Consider the following 14,887-nt stretch of genomic DNA (forward strand, 5'->3'; position numbering starts at 1 on the left):
GGCTCTGTCAGCCTTCCAGCAGAATGGAGGCTACCGTGTGCAGCTCATCCACCAGGGCCTCGATGCGCCCCCCATCCATACGCCTATCCTCAGTAAGGCTACAGTGCATCGCCTTGGGAATGGAGAGGGCACTGACCTGTGTCCTCTTTCCTTTGTCTGTCAGGCGAATGGTTACACTCCGTTCATCCGATGGGTTACGTTCCCTTATGACAAAGCCTGCACCCTCCAGCTTCTTGAGTACCGGGGAAAGGGTTCCTGAATCAAGAAAGAGCTTCTCTCCCAACTCCTTTACCGTCTGGTTGTCCTCCTCCCAAAGTGCGAGCAGGGTAATGTAGGAGGTATAGGTAAGCCCAAACGGCTCAAGCAGGGCCTTATATTTCTGTATGATCTCCTTCGAGCATACATAGAGAGCAAAACAGAGTTGATTATCTAGTTTTTGGGTTGGTTCCATTGGTCATTCCTCCTAAATTGTGTACTATATCATTGTGCTTGATTCAAACAGAAAAAACAAGGAGGAAAAACCTTACGCAATCCTTGGAGCGTCAGCTATGTGTGGGAAAAAGGTAACGTAACCTATTCCAACGTTAGGTATTTCTTTATCAAATCTGAATTTAAGCCTAAACTTCCTTGCAATTCCCGATACAAAGGAAGTATCATCGCCAAAGGACTGGGAGTGAAATGGATACAAAGATGCTCAACAAGGCAAAACCCTACATACTGCTATTACCAGCGCTCATCCTTGCATTCCTGTTTGCCTACAGGCCGTTTCTTCGTACCATCGTCAACTCCCTCTTCAATCTCTCCATCATCGGCAAACGTCTCTCGTTCGTGGGGTTGGACAACTACAAGAGGCTCTTCTCAAGTGGCTCTTTCCAGGACAGCCTCTCCAATACCCTTCGATTCACCCTCTACTTTGTCCCTACCAACCTCATCATCTGCCTGGTAGCAGCCCTGTTGGCAAACAGGAAAGGGAAGCTGGCCTCCCTTAACCAGATATGCATGTTCCTCCCCATGGCAGTTGCCATGAGCAGTGCCATGATGCTTTTCAAGATGATGTTCAACCCGTCCATCGGTATCATGAACTCGATTCTGCTGGTAGATATCCAGTGGTTCAACGACCCCAAGGCTGCAATGCTGCTTTTGGTCATTGCCGGGGTCTGGCTGGACATCGGCTTCGATTTCCTGCTGTTGGTATCGGCTCTCCGCAACGTCCCTGCCAGCTTGCTGGAGGTAGCTGAACTGGAAGGAGCCAACCCCTGGCAGCTCTTCACTACCCTGCAGCTCCCCCTCATCGCCCCTACCCTGCTGTTTGTCCTGGTGACGAGCATCAAGGATGCGATGCTCATCAGCGCCCCAGTCCTCCTGCTGACCCAGGGCGGGCCATTCAGGTCGACCCAGACCTTGGTCTACCAGATGTATCTGGAAGGATTCAAAAGCGGGAACTATGCACTGGGATCAGCGATAGCGACCGTGGTCTTTGGCCTCACCTTCATCGTGATGCTCCTCCTGTTGCGATTCGAAAAGAGGAGGGTCTACTACCAATGAAAAAACTCGTTCCTGTTGCAGCGACTCTGCTTTCCCTGGTGGTGGTGTTTCCCATACTCTACTCCATCAGCGCATCTTTCTTCTCATTCTCCGACTTCACCAGCATCCCGGCACGGCTTCTTCCTGCCAATCCCACGTTCCAGAACTATGTCAGGGCATTCTCGGAATCCCATCTTGCCCGATTCCTTGCAAATTCACTTGCCTCAGCAACGGTGGGGACGACGGTGAGGATGACCATCAGCATCGTGTCAGCCTATGTGTTTGCCTTCTACACCTTCAAGGGGAAGGACATCCTGTTTGTCCTGCTCATCGCTACCATGCTGCTGCCCAATGATGCCCTGTTGATCGAGAACTTCATCACCATACGGAAACTCGGTCTGACAGACACCTATGTGGGCATCATAAGCACATCCCTACTCGCTCCAGCACATCTCTTCATTCTCAGACAGTATTTCAAGATGGTCAGCAAGGAGTACCGTGAGGCTGCCATCATCGAAGGGTGTTCCGATTTCCGGTTCCTGACCACCTTGCTGGTCCCTATCAGCCAGAGTGTGGTCATTACCCTCGCCCTTCAATCCTTCACCAACATTTTCAATGATTATCTTTGGCCGCTGTTGGTCACCAACAGCGAGTCAATGAGGACCGTGCAGGTGGGCATCACCATGCTCGGATTTTCGGAAAACCTGGACTATGGACCGCAGTTTGCAGCAATCACCTTGCTGATGACCCCGATTCTTATCGCCTTCATACTCTTGAACAAAAAAATCAAAGAGAGCGTAAGTACACGCTTCACAGGACGGTAACATGAAAAAAATCCTTATCGCGATCTGCCTCTTGGCAGCAACTTTTTCCTTTCCACTCTTTGCCCAGGCAAAAAGTGAACTACCAGCCGAACCGATAGCCACCATAACCTGGTGGCATTACGGCAGTGGCCTTGCAGGCAAGGCAACTGAAGCCATGGTGAATGATTTCAACAACACGGTAGGCAAGGAGAAGAATATCCACGTGCAGGCTGTCTTCCAGGGCAGCGCAAGCGACGTGCTGACCAAGACCAAGGCGATCTTCCAAAGCGGGTCCAACGTCGGCCTCCCAGACCTTGTACAGCTCGATGGGTCGGGTGTTCTGGACATCAGGGACAGCGAGTACCTCATCAGCATGGAGAAGCTGGCAAAACAGGACAATTTTGACCTGAAAGCCATCCTCGACAGTGCCAGGCTCTCAGTTACCTACAAAAAGGAAATGATCGCCATGCCCTTCAACAGCTCAACGATCATGCTCTACTACAACAAGAGTGCATTCGATGAGGTTGGCCTGAAGAACCCACCGAAGAATCTCGACGAGCTTGCAACGGCCTCTTCCCTGCTCAAGAAAACTGACGACAAGGGAAAGGTTGTCCGCTATGGCTTTGCCAACGTGCCGACTACCTATGAACTCATTGTCTGGCTGGGACAGCAGAAAGCCATGAGCTATCTTACCGACATGGAGAATGGCCACACAGGAATCCCTACAAAGGTACTCTTCCAGGAGAATGGGACGATGGTGAACTTCCTTACCAAGTGGAAACAGCTCAATGCAACAGGATCGCTGGAAAACCTCACCAGCGATGTGAATGGAGCCTTTGCCAGTGGAAAGGTTGCCATGATGGTGGGTTCTACCAGCAACCTCACTACCATAATCCAGATGGTGGGAGACAGGTTTGAGTTGGGTGTGGCCAATTTCCCGATGGTCGACGAACAGGCTACCGGAGGGGTGAATGTCGGCGGAGGGGCTCTCTATGCCCTGGACAATGGCAGTGGCAAGAGCAAGCAGACCTGGGAGTTTGTCAAGTTTGCCACCTCGGCCGAGCAACAGCTCGCCTGGCACATTGCAACTGGCTATTTCCCGGTAAGCGAAGGGACCTATTCGATGGATGCCTTCAAGACCCATCTGCAGAACAACCCCCTCTATGGGGTGGCCATCAAGCAACTGGAGGAAAGCAATCCTGAACTGCAGGGTGTCTGGATACCCAGTGCCTACCAGGTCTACTACGCATTCCAGACAGGAATCCTGAAGATGCTGGTGGAGGACAAGAGTCCAGAGGAGACCAGCAAGGCCCTGGAAAAGGAGATCAACAGCTATCTGCAGGACTACCTGAGGATGAACCAGTAGTGAAAATAGCAACAAGCACCAACCTCATCAGCTACAACAGGGACAATACCAAGACCGAGATGGTCAACCTGCTTCCCTTCTATGCCAAGGAGGGGATGCAGCTCCTTGACCTGAACTTCTGCGAGATGCTCAACCCCTCGAGTATCCTGAGAAGTGGTGAGTACCCTAGCTATATCCAACGTCTCGACCACCTGAAGAGGCAGCACTCCCTGACTTTCAATCAAAGCCATGCCCCCTATGTAGGGGACAGGCTTTCGCTCCCTGAGTCTGAGGCAAAAGAGTTTGACAAATTGTTAGCCCGCAGCCTTGAATGCAATATGAAGCTTTCCATCCCGATCCTTGTGGTACATCCCATCAAGGGGTCAGTTGAGGATAATCTTGCCTATTACAGGCCGTTTGTCGCCCAAGCTGAAAAGGCAAGGGTGAAGTTGGCTTTTGAAAACCTCAATGATCTGGATGAGATAACTGAAATCGGGGACCTGATAGCCCTGACAGATGCCTTTGCAAGCGACAGTGTCGGCATCTGCTATGATTTTGGGCATGCCCATATGCGTGGCCACGATATTCAGAGCGATATTCTGGCTATGAAAGAGCGTCTGGTGGCCACCCATGTGGCCGACAACCATGGAGAGAGGGATGAACACCTCTTGCCCTTCTATGGGACCATCGATTGGAAAAGGGCAGTACAGGCCCTTAGGAACATAGGGTACAGTGGGGACCTCACCTACGAGTGCATGTTCTTCAACCAGCACCTTCCCTCGGAATTGAAGGTGTTTGCCATCAGGCAGGCTAAGCTGGTTGGGGAGTATCTGCTCGCCCTATAGCTGCTTGAATCGGCAACGCTCCTTGAAAGTGCATGTGATGCAACCAGAACCAGGACACTGCTGGAAATCATCGTGGGCTTCCAACTGCTGCACATGCCAGGAAAGATCCTCCACTCGCTTCTCCATCTGGGAAATACGGGAGAGGGTCTCGCTGAGTTTGCTGCGGTACTGGCGCAGCAGCTCGTTGCGTCGCTTCTGCCCGGTCGTATCTTCATCGCCCATGCGGATGATGGTCTCGATCTCATGAAGGGAGAAGTCCAATTCTTTCAGTTCAGCAATGCGGTTCAGGTAGACGACATCCTCGTCAGTATAGAGACGTTGGCCGCCATCAGTGCGGCTCTGGGTCTTGAGCAAGCCCAAACCCTCATAGTAGCGAATGGTCCGTACCGTAACCTTGCATTTCTTGGCCAACTCGCCAATTCGATAAGTCTGCATACAAAGTGTGTACCATACCTAGGCCACGATGCTCAAGCCAAAGTGCGCCCAACTGCCCATAATTGTTTTGTTTGTACAGATGAGACCTTGTGTAAAGGCAAAAAACCATTTCAAGCGAACTACCCACATACCTCCCTTAGGAGAGTATGAAATACCTTATCAATACACCAAATGACCAACGCATCAAGGACATGGCCGTCCATGACCGCCCACGAGAACGCATGGCTACGGGAGGGGCAGAGTCCCTCTCCGATCTGGAGTTGCTCTCCATCCTCATAGGCAGTGGCAGCAAGGAGCGCCCTGTTACGGTCATCGCCAAGCAACTGCTAGAGATCCTGGACAAGAAACCCACGATCAGCCATGAGGACCTTCTCACCATCCCAGGGTTGGGCATGGCTAAGGCTACCCTCATCTGTGCAGCCCTTGAACTGGGTAGGAGGCGGCTTCCTGCAAAGAAGCGGCAGATATCAACCCCTGGTGATATCTTTCCCCTCATCAGCCACTACGCAGGAAGGATGCAGGAGCACTTCCTCAGCATAGCCCTCAACGGTGCACACGAAGTCCTATCGGTCAACGTCTGCTCCATCGGGTTGGTCAACAGGACCCTGGTACATCCCCGAGAGGTCTTTGTGGAGGCAGTAAGACAACGAGCCACTGCCATCCTGGTAGCCCACAACCACCCCAGTGGCAACCTGGAGCCCAGTGTGGAGGACAAGGATGTGACCCGTCGTCTCAGACAAGCTGGGGACATCATAGGCATCAAGGTGCTGGACCATCTGGTGTTCAGTGAAGAGGGGTACTTCTCCATGCTGGAGGGGAATGTGTTTTGATACACCCTACCAGGAAAAACAAGGAAAGTAGGTTGCTTCTTCTTTCTATCAAAAGATTTCCATGGAACTGTTGTTCTTTCAGCCTCAGACTATCAAGTATACTTTTCTGGAATATATGTGTATGATTAGTATTGGCAATACACATAGTTTCCAGGAGGTAGAAATGCGAACAAATATTGTCATCGATGACCATTTGATGGATGAAGCGTTGCTGGTCTCAGGGTACAAAACAAAAAGAGAGGCAGTGGAGGAAGGATTGAAACTTCTTATTGCAATGAAGAAACAAGCAAAAATACGTAATCTCAGGGGCAAACTATCCTGGGAAGGAGATCTTGATGCAATGAGGACTAAGCCATGATCGTTGCAGATACCTCTGTTTGGATCGACTATGTCAATGGGATTTTTACCCCCCAGACAGACATCCTCGACAGGGAACTGGAACAGGACAGGGTTGTTGCCGGGGATTTGATCATCGTAGAGTTTCTGCAAGGGTTTCGTGACAACAAGCAGTATCAGGCAGCAAAGCACCTCATGGATTCGCTTGAATATCATGATTTTGTCGGAAAGGAAATGGCCACCAAAGCTTCAGAAAACTTTCGGAAGCTACGAAAACAAGGTATTACGATCCGAAAGACCATAGATGTACTCATTGCTACCTTTTGCATTGCACACGACCTTGAGCTCCTGCACAACGACCGGGACTATGACCCGATGGAAGAACTGCTAGGACTACGGGTGAAAAGATAGATGCCCCAAAAGTGTACTGATACTACTAGTACTGGGTGTAACAATTCCTGAATCTACTGCTCAGTAAACCTATAAGGCATCATATCATAGGTATGACCTGGCTGCTTAAAGAGTTTATCCAAAAACACCCTGGACGAGTCGCATTTGCCCTTTATCAAACATTCCGCCCTACAGCCACTTGAGAGCGATAGCCCGCTTGCCTAGGATGTAGTCATCGAAAATAAGGGAAGCCTTGCAGTTGGCAAGGGCTGCACACACATGCAAGGGAAGCAGATGCTCTTCCCTGGGGTGGCAATAGCGGGCAAAGGGAGCCTTCTCCCAGGAGGCAAGCAACCTCTCCCTATCCTCGTTGAAGTGCATGCCGGTAGAGACATCGATAAGCCAATCCTGGAATGCATCATTTTCTATATCGACCTTCCGTGATTCTTTCCAGCTAAATGCCTGCATGTTATGAAAGGAAAAACCTGAACCGATGATGAGGACGTTTTCTGAAAGGAGGTTTTTCAGGGCCTTCCCTACCCGTAGGTGGGTTGCCGCATCCAACCCCTTTACCAAGGAAAGCTGGATAACAGGGATATCGGCCTCGGGATACATCAACAGCAAGGGAACAAAAAGGCCATGGTCGAAACCCCGCTGTTCATCGATTCGGGCAGGCATACAATCTTTTTCAAGCAAAGCTACAATTCTTTTTGCCAATTCAGGATTGCCTTGTGCTGGATAGGTAAACTCATAGGCCTCTTCTGGAAACCCATAGTAGTCATATACCATGGGAGGATTCATTGCACCCAAAACAGTGGGAAACCGCTCCTCCCAGTGCGCACTGATCACCACAATGGCATCCGGCCTGTGAAGTTGTGATGGAAGGTCCTGCATAAAAGAGACCATTGCCCGATGGCCTGGGTCCCCCAGGAGAGGTAAAGGACCTCCCCCATGGGAAAAATAGAGCACCTGTCCTTTCTGTTCCTGCATACTCTCTCCTCCTTTGAAGAAGTTCAATACACTACAAGTATAGCGCAGAATATTCCATTGTAAGAGGAAATCAGCAAAGAAGTGAATGAGAAGGAGGAATTTCTTTGTGCTAAGCAGAAACACTTGAGGGGTGTCGCCTTGGCAACACCCCTCCCCATCGTTACTCAACAAATACCCTAGATGCAACGAACCGAGTTGAACCCATGGTGCACGGCAGTGAGGATGTTGTCCGGAGTTTCGGCATCCCCTACGAGAGCACAATCCACCTTATCGCACAGGGCATCGTACAGCTGGGTATTGGACCTGTACCCTGCTGCAATGGCAACAGTATCGGCCTCAATACTCTTCTCCTTACCCTCGTGTTCATAGAATACCTTGTTATTCTCGAACCGCAACACCTTGGCACCGGTCACGATCTTGATCTTGCAATCCTCGATCAACTGGCGAAGGGCCTGGTCATTGTTCTTGCAGTGGCTGGTTGTCATCAGGATCTCGGGAAGCATCTCGATGAGAGTGACAGAATCGGCCTTCTCGGCACAGTGGCAGGCGGTCTCACACCCTACAAGGCCAGCTCCCACTACCACCACGTTCTTCCCGTACGCCTTCCTTCCTGTCAACAGATCGTTTGCACCAGTTACGAAGCTCTGGTCAATACCCTTGATCGGAGGCATTACAGCTGTTGCTCCGGTGGCAAAGATGACCTTGTCATAGTTGCCTCTCAGAATCTCTTCAGCTGAACCATCCTTCATGAGGGAGACCTTAACGGAACTTCTGTACAATTTCCCGACCAGGTAGTCCACATAATCCTTGACATCCTTTTTGAAGCGGGGACCACCTGCGGCGAGCAAGAGACCACCCAGTTCATTTCGCTTCTCCCACAGTTCGACCTGCATCCCACGCCCTTCTGCCGTGAGGGCTGCCATCATGCCACCAGGGCCACCACCAATAACCAGCACACGCTTGGATGGATCTCCTGCTGGTACCGGATAGTAGTCCTCGGCAAAGGCAAGAGGATTGACTGCACACTGCATGATCTTTCCCGAGAAGCCTGCATAGAGGCACTCGTTACAACCGATACAAGGGGTAATGTCATAGCTCTGGTTCTTCTTCACCTTCTGCACCCAGTAGGGATCGGCGATGGCCATATGCCCAAGACCGATCATATCGGCCTTCCCTTCCTGGAGAGCTGCCTCAGCGTCACTGGGATTCTGCATCTTGCCCTGACTCATTACCGGCACTGATACCTGTTTCTTGATCTCATAGGCGACGGGAAGCTGGACCATGGGTGGCTGGTAGACTGTGTTGATCGCCTTGTACCATGCCTCATAGCAGCCGACATCCACATGCAGGGCATCGACACCGGCTTGTTCCAGAATCTTGGCCATCGCAATACCCTCTTCCATTTCGCGTCCACCTTCCACTCCGTGGTAGGGGGTGAACTTAAAGAGGATGGGGAAACCCGGGCCGACTGCATCGCGAATGGCCTGTACACACTCAACAGAGAAACGCATCCGGTTCTCAAGGCTTCCACCATATTCATCGGTTCGCTTGTTCCACATGCTGGTCTGGAACTGGTCCATCAGATACCCACCATAGCCATGAAGCTCGACAGCATCGGCACCTGCCCGTTTCGCCGTCGCTGCACCTTCTGCCATTTTCTGCACAAGGAACTTGATGTCATCGAGGCTGAACGCCTTGCACTTCAAGCCAGGGAACCAGAATGAATCGACTTCGCTTGCCGAGTAAGGACGTACGTCGCCGGTGGTGAACTGCATCCTTCCCAGGCCAGGGGTAAGCTGGACGCAAAGCTTTGCTCCCTGATTATGGATACGACGCGCCAGAAAATTGAGCTGTTCAAAGGATTTTGCACTTCCAAGCACGTTGCAAGCCTTTGCTTCGTACTGCATGGTCACCTGGTTTGCCCCTGTGATAATCAAACCAAACCCACCCTTGGCGCGCTCCTCATAATACCTGATCGAACGATCAGAGAACGATCCATCGGCATCGGTCTGAGTCCCCATCGGTGCCATATAGATACGGTTGCGAAGCTTCATGTTTGCTATACGCGTCTGTTCCAAAATCTTCATGCTACATCCTCCAGTCAATTGGTGTATCGTGATCCTAGCTGTATTACCGCGGTAATACTTTTTGTTACTTGGGTAAACAATACCAAAGAAATATCCCTATGTCAATTCTTTTTTATCGATAAAAAGACAGCGAAGAAAACCGATACTTGTTGAAGCACGATGCATCTGCTACAGTTAGGCTTGAGGGGGCGAACATGGACATGAAAGCACAGATTGTGCAGACAGGTGGTGAGCTGTTCAGGCAAAACGGCTATGACGCAGTCACCGTACAAGATATCTGCCAAGCCTGTAACATCACCAAACCGACCTTCTATTATCACATCAAGTCAAAGCAGGACATCCTCCTGCAGCTCTATGATGTCATCGTCGACAACCTTACCCCCATACTCCTCCAGATGATCCACACCTCTTCGAGTTGGGACCAGATCAAGCTGCTCTTCAACCACCTCATCGACCACATCACCACCCTGGGGGCCGACCTGAACAGCCAACTGCTCATCGTGAACCTCCAACGGAAGGAACGGGCCCTTCACTTGAGAAAGGCCCTGGAAGAGATAGCCATCGATATTATTGCCACAGGCCAGAAAAGCGGACAGTTCAGGAATGCCAACAATGCAGGAAGCCTCTATGAGGCTGCTGCCTTCATGTTCACCGGCTACGAATATATGTGGTGCACATTACAGGGAGAGTTCGACTGGAAAGGAGGGTTCTTCCAGTCGCTGGTGAATCTCCTGGATGTTGAGCCCTCATTACGGGGCTAATCCCCACATAGAAGTGACACCACCCTCCACCCCGCTAGGATATCAATATTTGTACTTATAGCTATTATCCTATAGACGCATGTTCACATATTATGTATTCTATCAAAAAAATTTCTAGGAGAAATGCATGAAAAAAACTCTTCTCGTTCTTCTTTCCGTCGTAATGCTTGTCTCTCTGACAAGCTGTGCATCCATTGTCAGCAGTGACAAGTATCCGGTGACCATCACCAGCGATCCCAATGAGGCAAAGATTACCATAACCGACAGCAACAACCGCGTAGTCTACCAGGGCAAGACCCCTGCCATAGTAACCCTTGATGCAAGCAATGGATTCTTCAAGAAGGGATCCTACTCCATCAAGTTCGAAAAAGCAGGCTTTGAAGACTCCGTATACACCCTTACAAGCACGATCGATGGCTGGTACTGGGGAAATCTCTTGATGGGCGGGGTCCTTGGTATGGTCATCATCGACCCCCTTACCGGGGCAATGTGGAAACTTGACCCGAACGTTTCCCAGATCCTTGTAGAGAAGGTTGCCAATGCCCAGTTGAACATCATGAACTTCAATGATATCCCCCAAGAGTGGACTGACCACCTGATAAAACTCAGCTAGGAAGGGAATATGAAGAGACCTCCTGAAGCCAGGAGGTCTCAATCGTTATACACCAGTTTTTCTCAGTCTTATCTGCTATGGCGACCCTTAAGGACATCGATCACTTCACTGAGGGGGACATTCTTCTCTGCAAGCAACACCAGGAAGTGGTACATCAGATCAGCAGCTTCACCTAGAAAAAGACTTTTGTTGTCATCCTTGCTCTCAATGATGAGTTCCACGGCCTCTTCTCCGACCTTCTGGGCGATCTTGTTCAGACCACGGCTAAAGAGGTGGTTGGTGTAGGAACCCTCCTGGGGATACTCCCTCCGGTCGTTGATCACCTCCTCAAGGTAGAAGAGGAACTCGCTGGAGGTCACTTCAGCAGGATCATTGACCTCACTGAAACAGGTATCACTGCCTGTATGGCAGACAGGTCCTGAAGGAATTGCTTTGATGAGCAGGGCATCGTGATCACAATCCTCAACAATCTCACGGACCTTAAGATAGTTTCCGCTGGTCTCTCCCTTGGTCCAGAGCTTCTGACGGCTCCTTGACCAGAAGGTAACCAGACCTCTATCACGGGTAAGTTTCAGCGACTCTTCGTTCATATAGCCAAGCATCAGCACCCTTCGGGTGACTGCATCTTGGACAATTGCTGGAATGAGTCCATTCATTTTCGTAAAATCAAGTGCCATTTCGAAACTCCTTACTGCCGGGTACGCATAGTTATACCACGTTGCGAAAGAAAAATCTTCAGCTCAGGTATGTCAATTTCATGAAAATGAAAAATAGAAGCAGCAAGGGCTGCATCGGCCTTGGCCTTGGTGAACACATCCACGAAGTGTTCCATCGTCCCAGCCCCACCACTTGCTATGACCGGGATGCCGACAGCCTCTCCTACCCGGCGGGTAATATCCAAGGCAAACCCTTGCTTGACCCCATCGTTCTCCATGGAAGTCAGCAAGATCTCCCCACAACCACGGCCATAGGCTTCCTTTGCCCAGGCAACCACCTCAAGGCCGGTAGGTTTGCGCCCACCATGGACATAGACCTCCCAACCCTCTTCGGTTGCACTGTCGAAGCGAGGATTGCGCCGTGCATCGATGGCACAGACGATGCACTGCGAGCCGTACTGGAGGGCGAGTGTGTCGATCACCGAGGGGTCAGCCACCGCCTGGCTATTGATGGAGATCTTATCGGCACCACTGTCCAACAACACCCCGACATCACCTATGGTGCGAATGCCTCCTCCAACGGTAAAAGGGATGCCAATATGGTCAGCAATACGACGAACCAGAGCACTGAAGGTGGAACGGTTCTCCACTGTAGCAGTTATGTCAAGGAACGTGAGTTCATCAGCACCACTGGCGCTATAGAGCTGTGCAAGCTCAACTGCGTCCCCTGCATCACGCAAATTGATGAAGTTCACCCCTTTTACCGTGCGTCCGTCCCTTACGTCAAGGCATGGGATAATCCGTTTAGCTAGCATCTGTCTCCTCCCTAAAGGCTGTGAGTTCATCGAGGGTGATGGCCCCTTCGTAGAGGGCCTTCCCGATAATGGCGCCATCAAGACCGGATGAGCGCAACTGGCGCAAATCCCCTATGGATGCGATGCCACCAGATGCGATGAGGCGCAAGGAAGGCCTGTTGGCAAGCAGCGTTTCGTACAAGGCAAACGAAGGGCCGCCCATCATCCCGTCAAGGGCGATGTCGGTACAGATGACGCGAGAGAACCCCTTGGCAAGGTAGGAATCAATGAAAGGCCCCACCTCGAGGGTCGTAGTCTCAAGCCATCCATGGGTTGCAATCCTCCCTCCCTTGGCATCAGAACCCAGGATGAGCTTGTCAGGGCCATAGAGGGAGAGCCAACCGGTGACCAATGCTGGGTCATTTGCTGCTACCGAGCCGCAGGTCACCATGCTTGCCCCTGCAGCAAAGGCATCCTTCAGGTCCTCGCTTCGCTTGATGCCACCGCCGAAATCTATGACCAGGCTCGTGTTTGCGGCAATCCTTTCAAGGGTGCGGATGTTGACAATTCTCCCACCCTTGGCGCCATCGAGGTCTACAAGGTGGAGGCGCCTGATGCCATGCTCCTCAAACCGTTTTGCTACCTCCAGGGGATCGGAAGCATACTGCTTCTTTGCACTGTAATTACCCTGGCTGAGACGTACACAGGCACCGTCGATAATATCAATAGCTGGAATAAGGTCCATCAGAGGGCCTCCTCAATAAAATTCTTCAGCATCAGGGCTCCAGACGGGCCACTCTTCTCCGGATGGAACTGGCAACCCCAAAAGTTATCCTTGTGCAAAGAGGCGCTGAACCTCACCGATGCATACTCAGTCGTGGCGATGGTATTGGCCGAGAGGGGCAGGTAGTAGCTATGGACGAAATAACACCACAGAGGGTCGGAAAGGCCCTTGAAAAGTGGAACCTGCTCAAACGAAAGGGTGTTCCAGCCCATATGGGGGATCTTCTCCCCTTGGAGGGGCACGAACTTCTTCACCACTTCATCAAAGATCCCCAGACATTTGGTGTCATGCTCCTCACTGAAACTGGACATGAGCTGCATACCGAGGCAGATGCCCAAAAAAGGCTGGCGCAAGGTAGGCAGGAAGGTATCCAAACCCCTCTCTTGCAGGTAGGCCATTGCAGTGGAGGCTTCCCCTACACCGGGGAAGATTACCCTGTCGGCATCCTTGAGTTCATCGTGGTCGTCGGTAACCATCGCCTCATAGCCAAGTCGCTTGAGGGCACACAATACCGAGCGGGTGTTGCCTGCATTATATTTGACTATCGCTATCTTCATAGAAGTCCTTTGGTGGAAGGAAGGGCATCGGAGAAAGGGTACTTGTGCACAGCATGCCTGAGGGCTCGGGAGAAGGCCTTGAACAGGGCCTCCACCTGGTGGTGGACATTGCCCTGCGACACCTTCATCGCCAGATTGCACTGGGAGGCATCGCTGAAGGACTTGAAGAAGTGCTCAACCATCTCAGTAGGGAAGGTTCCCACATACTCCCTCCGGAACTGGACATCCCAGAGGAAGGAAGGGCGGCCCGAAAAGTCCAGGGCGACCTCGGCTAGCACATCATCCATGGTAAGCAGCTCAAAGCCATATCGGCTTATGCCCCGCTTATCCCCCAAGGCCTGCCTGACAGCCTGTCCAAGGGCGAGGCCTACATCCTCCACACTGTGGTGCTCGTCGATCACCAGGTCCCCATGGGCATGGAGGGTGATGTCCAGACCACTGTGCCTGAGCACCTGGTCGAGCATATGGTTGAAAAATGGGATATGGGTTTCTATCGTGCCAAGGCCCGAACCATCGAGATTGACCGTGAGGGAAATCTCGGTCTCCTTGGTATTCCTGCTTACCGTTGCCATACGGGGAGCATGCTTGGGATCTTCCAGGAGGAAGGAGGCCACACTCTGCCAGTTGTCGCTGATGAAGATGCAGGTGGCACGAAGCTCCTCGTCCAGTTCATTCTCCCGCTCTGGATTGGCAAACCAGATAGCCTTGCATCCCAGGTTATAGGCCAGCCTCACATCGGTGATGCGGTCCCCTATCACCACAGAGTTGGCAATGTCGTACTCACCGTCAAGGTATTTTCCCAACATCCCGATCTTCGGCTTACGGCCCGGGCAGTTGTCCTCAGGGAGGGAGAAATCGACATGGATATCGTCGAAGACGATCCCCTCACCTTGTAGGGTCTGCAAGATCCTCTCCTGCGGCTTGTCAAAACTCTCCTGGGGAAAGGAGGGAGTACCTACCCCATCCTGGTTGCTTACCATCGCAAAGTAGAAAGCCCCTTCCCGTCGGATCCTCCCCAAGGCCCCAAAGACCCCTGGGATATATTCGATCTTCTCGTAGGAGTCAATCTGGTCTTCCACTACGATGATCCCATCTCGATCAAGAAACAATACGGCCTTATGCATCTTCTGGTTCATT

Annotated in this window: 18 protein-coding genes; 9 read left to right on the forward strand and 9 right to left on the reverse strand. The window is 51.5% G+C overall.

Translation table 11 applies throughout. The features are described from left to right. Window positions 1-7 precede the first annotated feature (7 nt). Complete coding sequence (locus ROJ03_RS08285) at window positions 8-451, reverse strand: MarR family transcriptional regulator (protein ID WP_313726552.1); 444 nt, start codon at window positions 449-451, stop codon at window positions 8-10. 227 nt (window positions 452-678) lie between these two features. On the opposite strand from ROJ03_RS08285, the gene ROJ03_RS08290 reads away from it, so the two are divergent. From ROJ03_RS08290 to ROJ03_RS08305, 4 genes are read left to right on the forward strand one after another with little or no spacing between them, the layout of a single operon-like run. Beyond that, on the forward strand, window positions 679-1,545 hold the full coding sequence (locus ROJ03_RS08290) for a sugar ABC transporter permease (protein ID WP_313726553.1): 867 nt from the start codon (window positions 679-681) through the stop codon (window positions 1,543-1,545). Then, on the forward strand, window positions 1,542-2,348 hold the full coding sequence (locus tag ROJ03_RS08295; protein ID WP_313726554.1) for a carbohydrate ABC transporter permease: 807 nt from the start codon (window positions 1,542-1,544) through the stop codon (window positions 2,346-2,348). Before ROJ03_RS08290 ends, ROJ03_RS08295 begins: the two co-directional genes overlap by 4 nt. A 1-nt stretch (window position 2,349) precedes the next feature. After that, the gene (locus ROJ03_RS08300) at window positions 2,350-3,693 is read left to right on the forward strand and encodes an ABC transporter substrate-binding protein (protein WP_313726555.1); all 1,344 of its coding nucleotides are present in this window, start codon (window positions 2,350-2,352) and stop codon (window positions 3,691-3,693) included. Then, window positions 3,693-4,517, forward strand: coding sequence for a sugar phosphate isomerase/epimerase (locus ROJ03_RS08305; RefSeq protein ID WP_313726556.1), 825 nt, complete (start codon window positions 3,693-3,695; stop codon window positions 4,515-4,517). Before ROJ03_RS08300 ends, ROJ03_RS08305 begins: the two co-directional genes overlap by 1 nt. Here the strand turns inward: ROJ03_RS08305 and ROJ03_RS08310 are convergent. Further along, window positions 4,512-4,952: a MerR family transcriptional regulator gene (locus ROJ03_RS08310; RefSeq protein WP_313726557.1), complete on the reverse strand. Its 441-nt coding sequence runs from the start codon at window positions 4,950-4,952 to the stop codon at window positions 4,512-4,514. The two genes, ROJ03_RS08305 and ROJ03_RS08310, sit on opposite strands and share 6 nt — an antisense overlap. Window positions 4,953-5,098: 146 nt before the next feature. On the opposite strand from ROJ03_RS08310, the gene radC reads away from it, so the two are divergent. From radC to ROJ03_RS08325, 3 genes are all read left to right on the forward strand, one after another. Then, complete coding sequence (gene radC, locus ROJ03_RS08315; protein WP_313726558.1) at window positions 5,099-5,782, forward strand: RadC family protein; 684 nt, start codon at window positions 5,099-5,101, stop codon at window positions 5,780-5,782. A 163-nt stretch (window positions 5,783-5,945) separates the two neighbouring features. After that, complete coding sequence (locus ROJ03_RS08320; RefSeq protein WP_313726559.1) at window positions 5,946-6,140, forward strand: type II toxin-antitoxin system VapB family antitoxin; 195 nt, start codon at window positions 5,946-5,948, stop codon at window positions 6,138-6,140. Beyond that, window positions 6,137-6,529, forward strand: coding sequence for a PIN domain nuclease (locus tag ROJ03_RS08325; RefSeq protein ID WP_313726560.1), 393 nt, complete (start codon window positions 6,137-6,139; stop codon window positions 6,527-6,529). Before ROJ03_RS08320 ends, ROJ03_RS08325 begins: the two co-directional genes overlap by 4 nt. Window positions 6,530-6,697: 168 nt before the next feature. Here the strand turns inward: ROJ03_RS08325 and ROJ03_RS08330 are convergent, their stop codons facing one another. Further along, entirely contained in the window at window positions 6,698-7,498 is an 801-nt protein-coding gene (locus ROJ03_RS08330; protein WP_313726561.1) for a class III extradiol ring-cleavage dioxygenase, read from the reverse strand. 176 nt (window positions 7,499-7,674) lie between these two features. After that, the gene (locus ROJ03_RS08335) at window positions 7,675-9,585 is read right to left on the reverse strand and encodes an FAD-dependent oxidoreductase (protein ID WP_313726563.1); all 1,911 of its coding nucleotides are present in this window, start codon (window positions 9,583-9,585) and stop codon (window positions 7,675-7,677) included. 194 nt (window positions 9,586-9,779) lie between these two features. Here ROJ03_RS08335 and ROJ03_RS08340 point away from each other — a divergent pair, with 194 nt between their 5' ends. Then, entirely contained in the window at window positions 9,780-10,346 is a 567-nt protein-coding gene (locus ROJ03_RS08340; RefSeq protein ID WP_313726564.1) for a TetR/AcrR family transcriptional regulator, read from the forward strand. 127 nt (window positions 10,347-10,473) lie between these two features. After that, window positions 10,474-10,959 (forward strand): hypothetical protein, encoded by a 486-nt coding sequence (locus ROJ03_RS08345; RefSeq protein WP_313726565.1) that lies wholly within the window; start codon window positions 10,474-10,476, stop codon window positions 10,957-10,959. A 68-nt stretch (window positions 10,960-11,027) separates the two neighbouring features. Here ROJ03_RS08345 and hisIE read toward each other — a convergent pair whose 3' ends face one another. Genes hisIE through hisB form a run of 5 tightly spaced genes read right to left on the reverse strand, consistent with a single transcriptional unit; the run spans window position 11,028 to window position 14,886 of the window. Next, window positions 11,028-11,636 (reverse strand): bifunctional phosphoribosyl-AMP cyclohydrolase/phosphoribosyl-ATP diphosphatase HisIE, encoded by a 609-nt coding sequence (hisIE, locus tag ROJ03_RS08350; protein WP_313726566.1) that lies wholly within the window; start codon window positions 11,634-11,636, stop codon window positions 11,028-11,030. Window positions 11,637-11,647: 11 nt separating this feature from the next. Next, window positions 11,648-12,430 (reverse strand): imidazole glycerol phosphate synthase subunit HisF, encoded by a 783-nt coding sequence (gene hisF / locus ROJ03_RS08355; protein WP_313726567.1) that lies wholly within the window; start codon window positions 12,428-12,430, stop codon window positions 11,648-11,650. After that, the gene (locus tag ROJ03_RS08360; protein WP_313726568.1) at window positions 12,420-13,154 is read right to left on the reverse strand and encodes a 1-(5-phosphoribosyl)-5-[(5-phosphoribosylamino)methylideneamino] imidazole-4-carboxamide isomerase; all 735 of its coding nucleotides are present in this window, start codon (window positions 13,152-13,154) and stop codon (window positions 12,420-12,422) included. The genes hisF and ROJ03_RS08360 overlap by 11 nt, the downstream gene beginning before the upstream one ends. Continuing rightward, window positions 13,154-13,750: an imidazole glycerol phosphate synthase subunit HisH gene (gene hisH / locus ROJ03_RS08365; RefSeq protein ID WP_313726569.1), complete on the reverse strand. Its 597-nt coding sequence runs from the start codon at window positions 13,748-13,750 to the stop codon at window positions 13,154-13,156. Before hisH ends, ROJ03_RS08360 begins: the two co-directional genes overlap by 1 nt. Beyond that, window positions 13,747-14,886, reverse strand: a complete 1,140-nt coding sequence (gene hisB, locus ROJ03_RS08370; RefSeq protein ID WP_313726570.1) for a bifunctional histidinol-phosphatase/imidazoleglycerol-phosphate dehydratase HisB — start codon at window positions 14,884-14,886, stop codon at window positions 13,747-13,749. Before hisB ends, hisH begins: the two co-directional genes overlap by 4 nt. Between the last annotated feature and the right edge of the window lies 1 nt (window position 14,887).

Origin of the sequence: Sphaerochaeta sp. PS, assembly GCF_032144095.1 — a bacterium.
Taxonomy (GTDB): domain Bacteria; phylum Spirochaetota; class Spirochaetia; order Sphaerochaetales; family Sphaerochaetaceae; genus Sphaerochaeta.

Bases quoted from the DNA above. Each gene is read 5' to 3' on its own strand.
- ROJ03_RS08285 (WP_313726552.1), bottom strand. From the start codon at position 451: ATGGAACCAACCCAAAAACTAGATAATCAACTCTGTTTTGCTCTCTAT.
- ROJ03_RS08290 (WP_313726553.1), top strand. From the start codon at position 679: ATGGATACAAAGATGCTCAACAAGGCAAAACCCTACATACTGCTATTA.
- ROJ03_RS08295 (WP_313726554.1), top strand. From the start codon at position 1,542: ATGAAAAAACTCGTTCCTGTTGCAGCGACTCTGCTTTCCCTGGTGGTG.
- ROJ03_RS08300 (WP_313726555.1), top strand. From the start codon at position 2,350: ATGAAAAAAATCCTTATCGCGATCTGCCTCTTGGCAGCAACTTTTTCC.
- ROJ03_RS08310 (WP_313726557.1), bottom strand. From the start codon at position 4,952: ATGCAGACTTATCGAATTGGCGAGTTGGCCAAGAAATGCAAGGTTACG.
- radC (WP_313726558.1), top strand. From the start codon at position 5,099: ATGAAATACCTTATCAATACACCAAATGACCAACGCATCAAGGACATG.
- ROJ03_RS08320 (WP_313726559.1), top strand. From the start codon at position 5,946: ATGCGAACAAATATTGTCATCGATGACCATTTGATGGATGAAGCGTTG.
- ROJ03_RS08325 (WP_313726560.1), top strand. From the start codon at position 6,137: ATGATCGTTGCAGATACCTCTGTTTGGATCGACTATGTCAATGGGATT.
- ROJ03_RS08330 (WP_313726561.1), bottom strand. From the start codon at position 7,498: ATGCAGGAACAGAAAGGACAGGTGCTCTATTTTTCCCATGGGGGAGGT.
- ROJ03_RS08335 (WP_313726563.1), bottom strand. From the start codon at position 9,585: ATGAAGATTTTGGAACAGACGCGTATAGCAAACATGAAGCTTCGCAAC.
- ROJ03_RS08340 (WP_313726564.1), top strand. From the start codon at position 9,780: ATGGACATGAAAGCACAGATTGTGCAGACAGGTGGTGAGCTGTTCAGG.
- ROJ03_RS08345 (WP_313726565.1), top strand. From the start codon at position 10,474: ATGAAAAAAACTCTTCTCGTTCTTCTTTCCGTCGTAATGCTTGTCTCT.
- hisIE (WP_313726566.1), bottom strand. From the start codon at position 11,636: ATGGCACTTGATTTTACGAAAATGAATGGACTCATTCCAGCAATTGTC.
- hisF (WP_313726567.1), bottom strand. From the start codon at position 12,430: ATGCTAGCTAAACGGATTATCCCATGCCTTGACGTAAGGGACGGACGC.
- ROJ03_RS08360 (WP_313726568.1), bottom strand. From the start codon at position 13,154: ATGGACCTTATTCCAGCTATTGATATTATCGACGGTGCCTGTGTACGT.
- hisH (WP_313726569.1), bottom strand. From the start codon at position 13,750: ATGAAGATAGCGATAGTCAAATATAATGCAGGCAACACCCGCTCGGTA.
- hisB (WP_313726570.1), bottom strand. From the start codon at position 14,886: ATGAACCAGAAGATGCATAAGGCCGTATTGTTTCTTGATCGAGATGGG.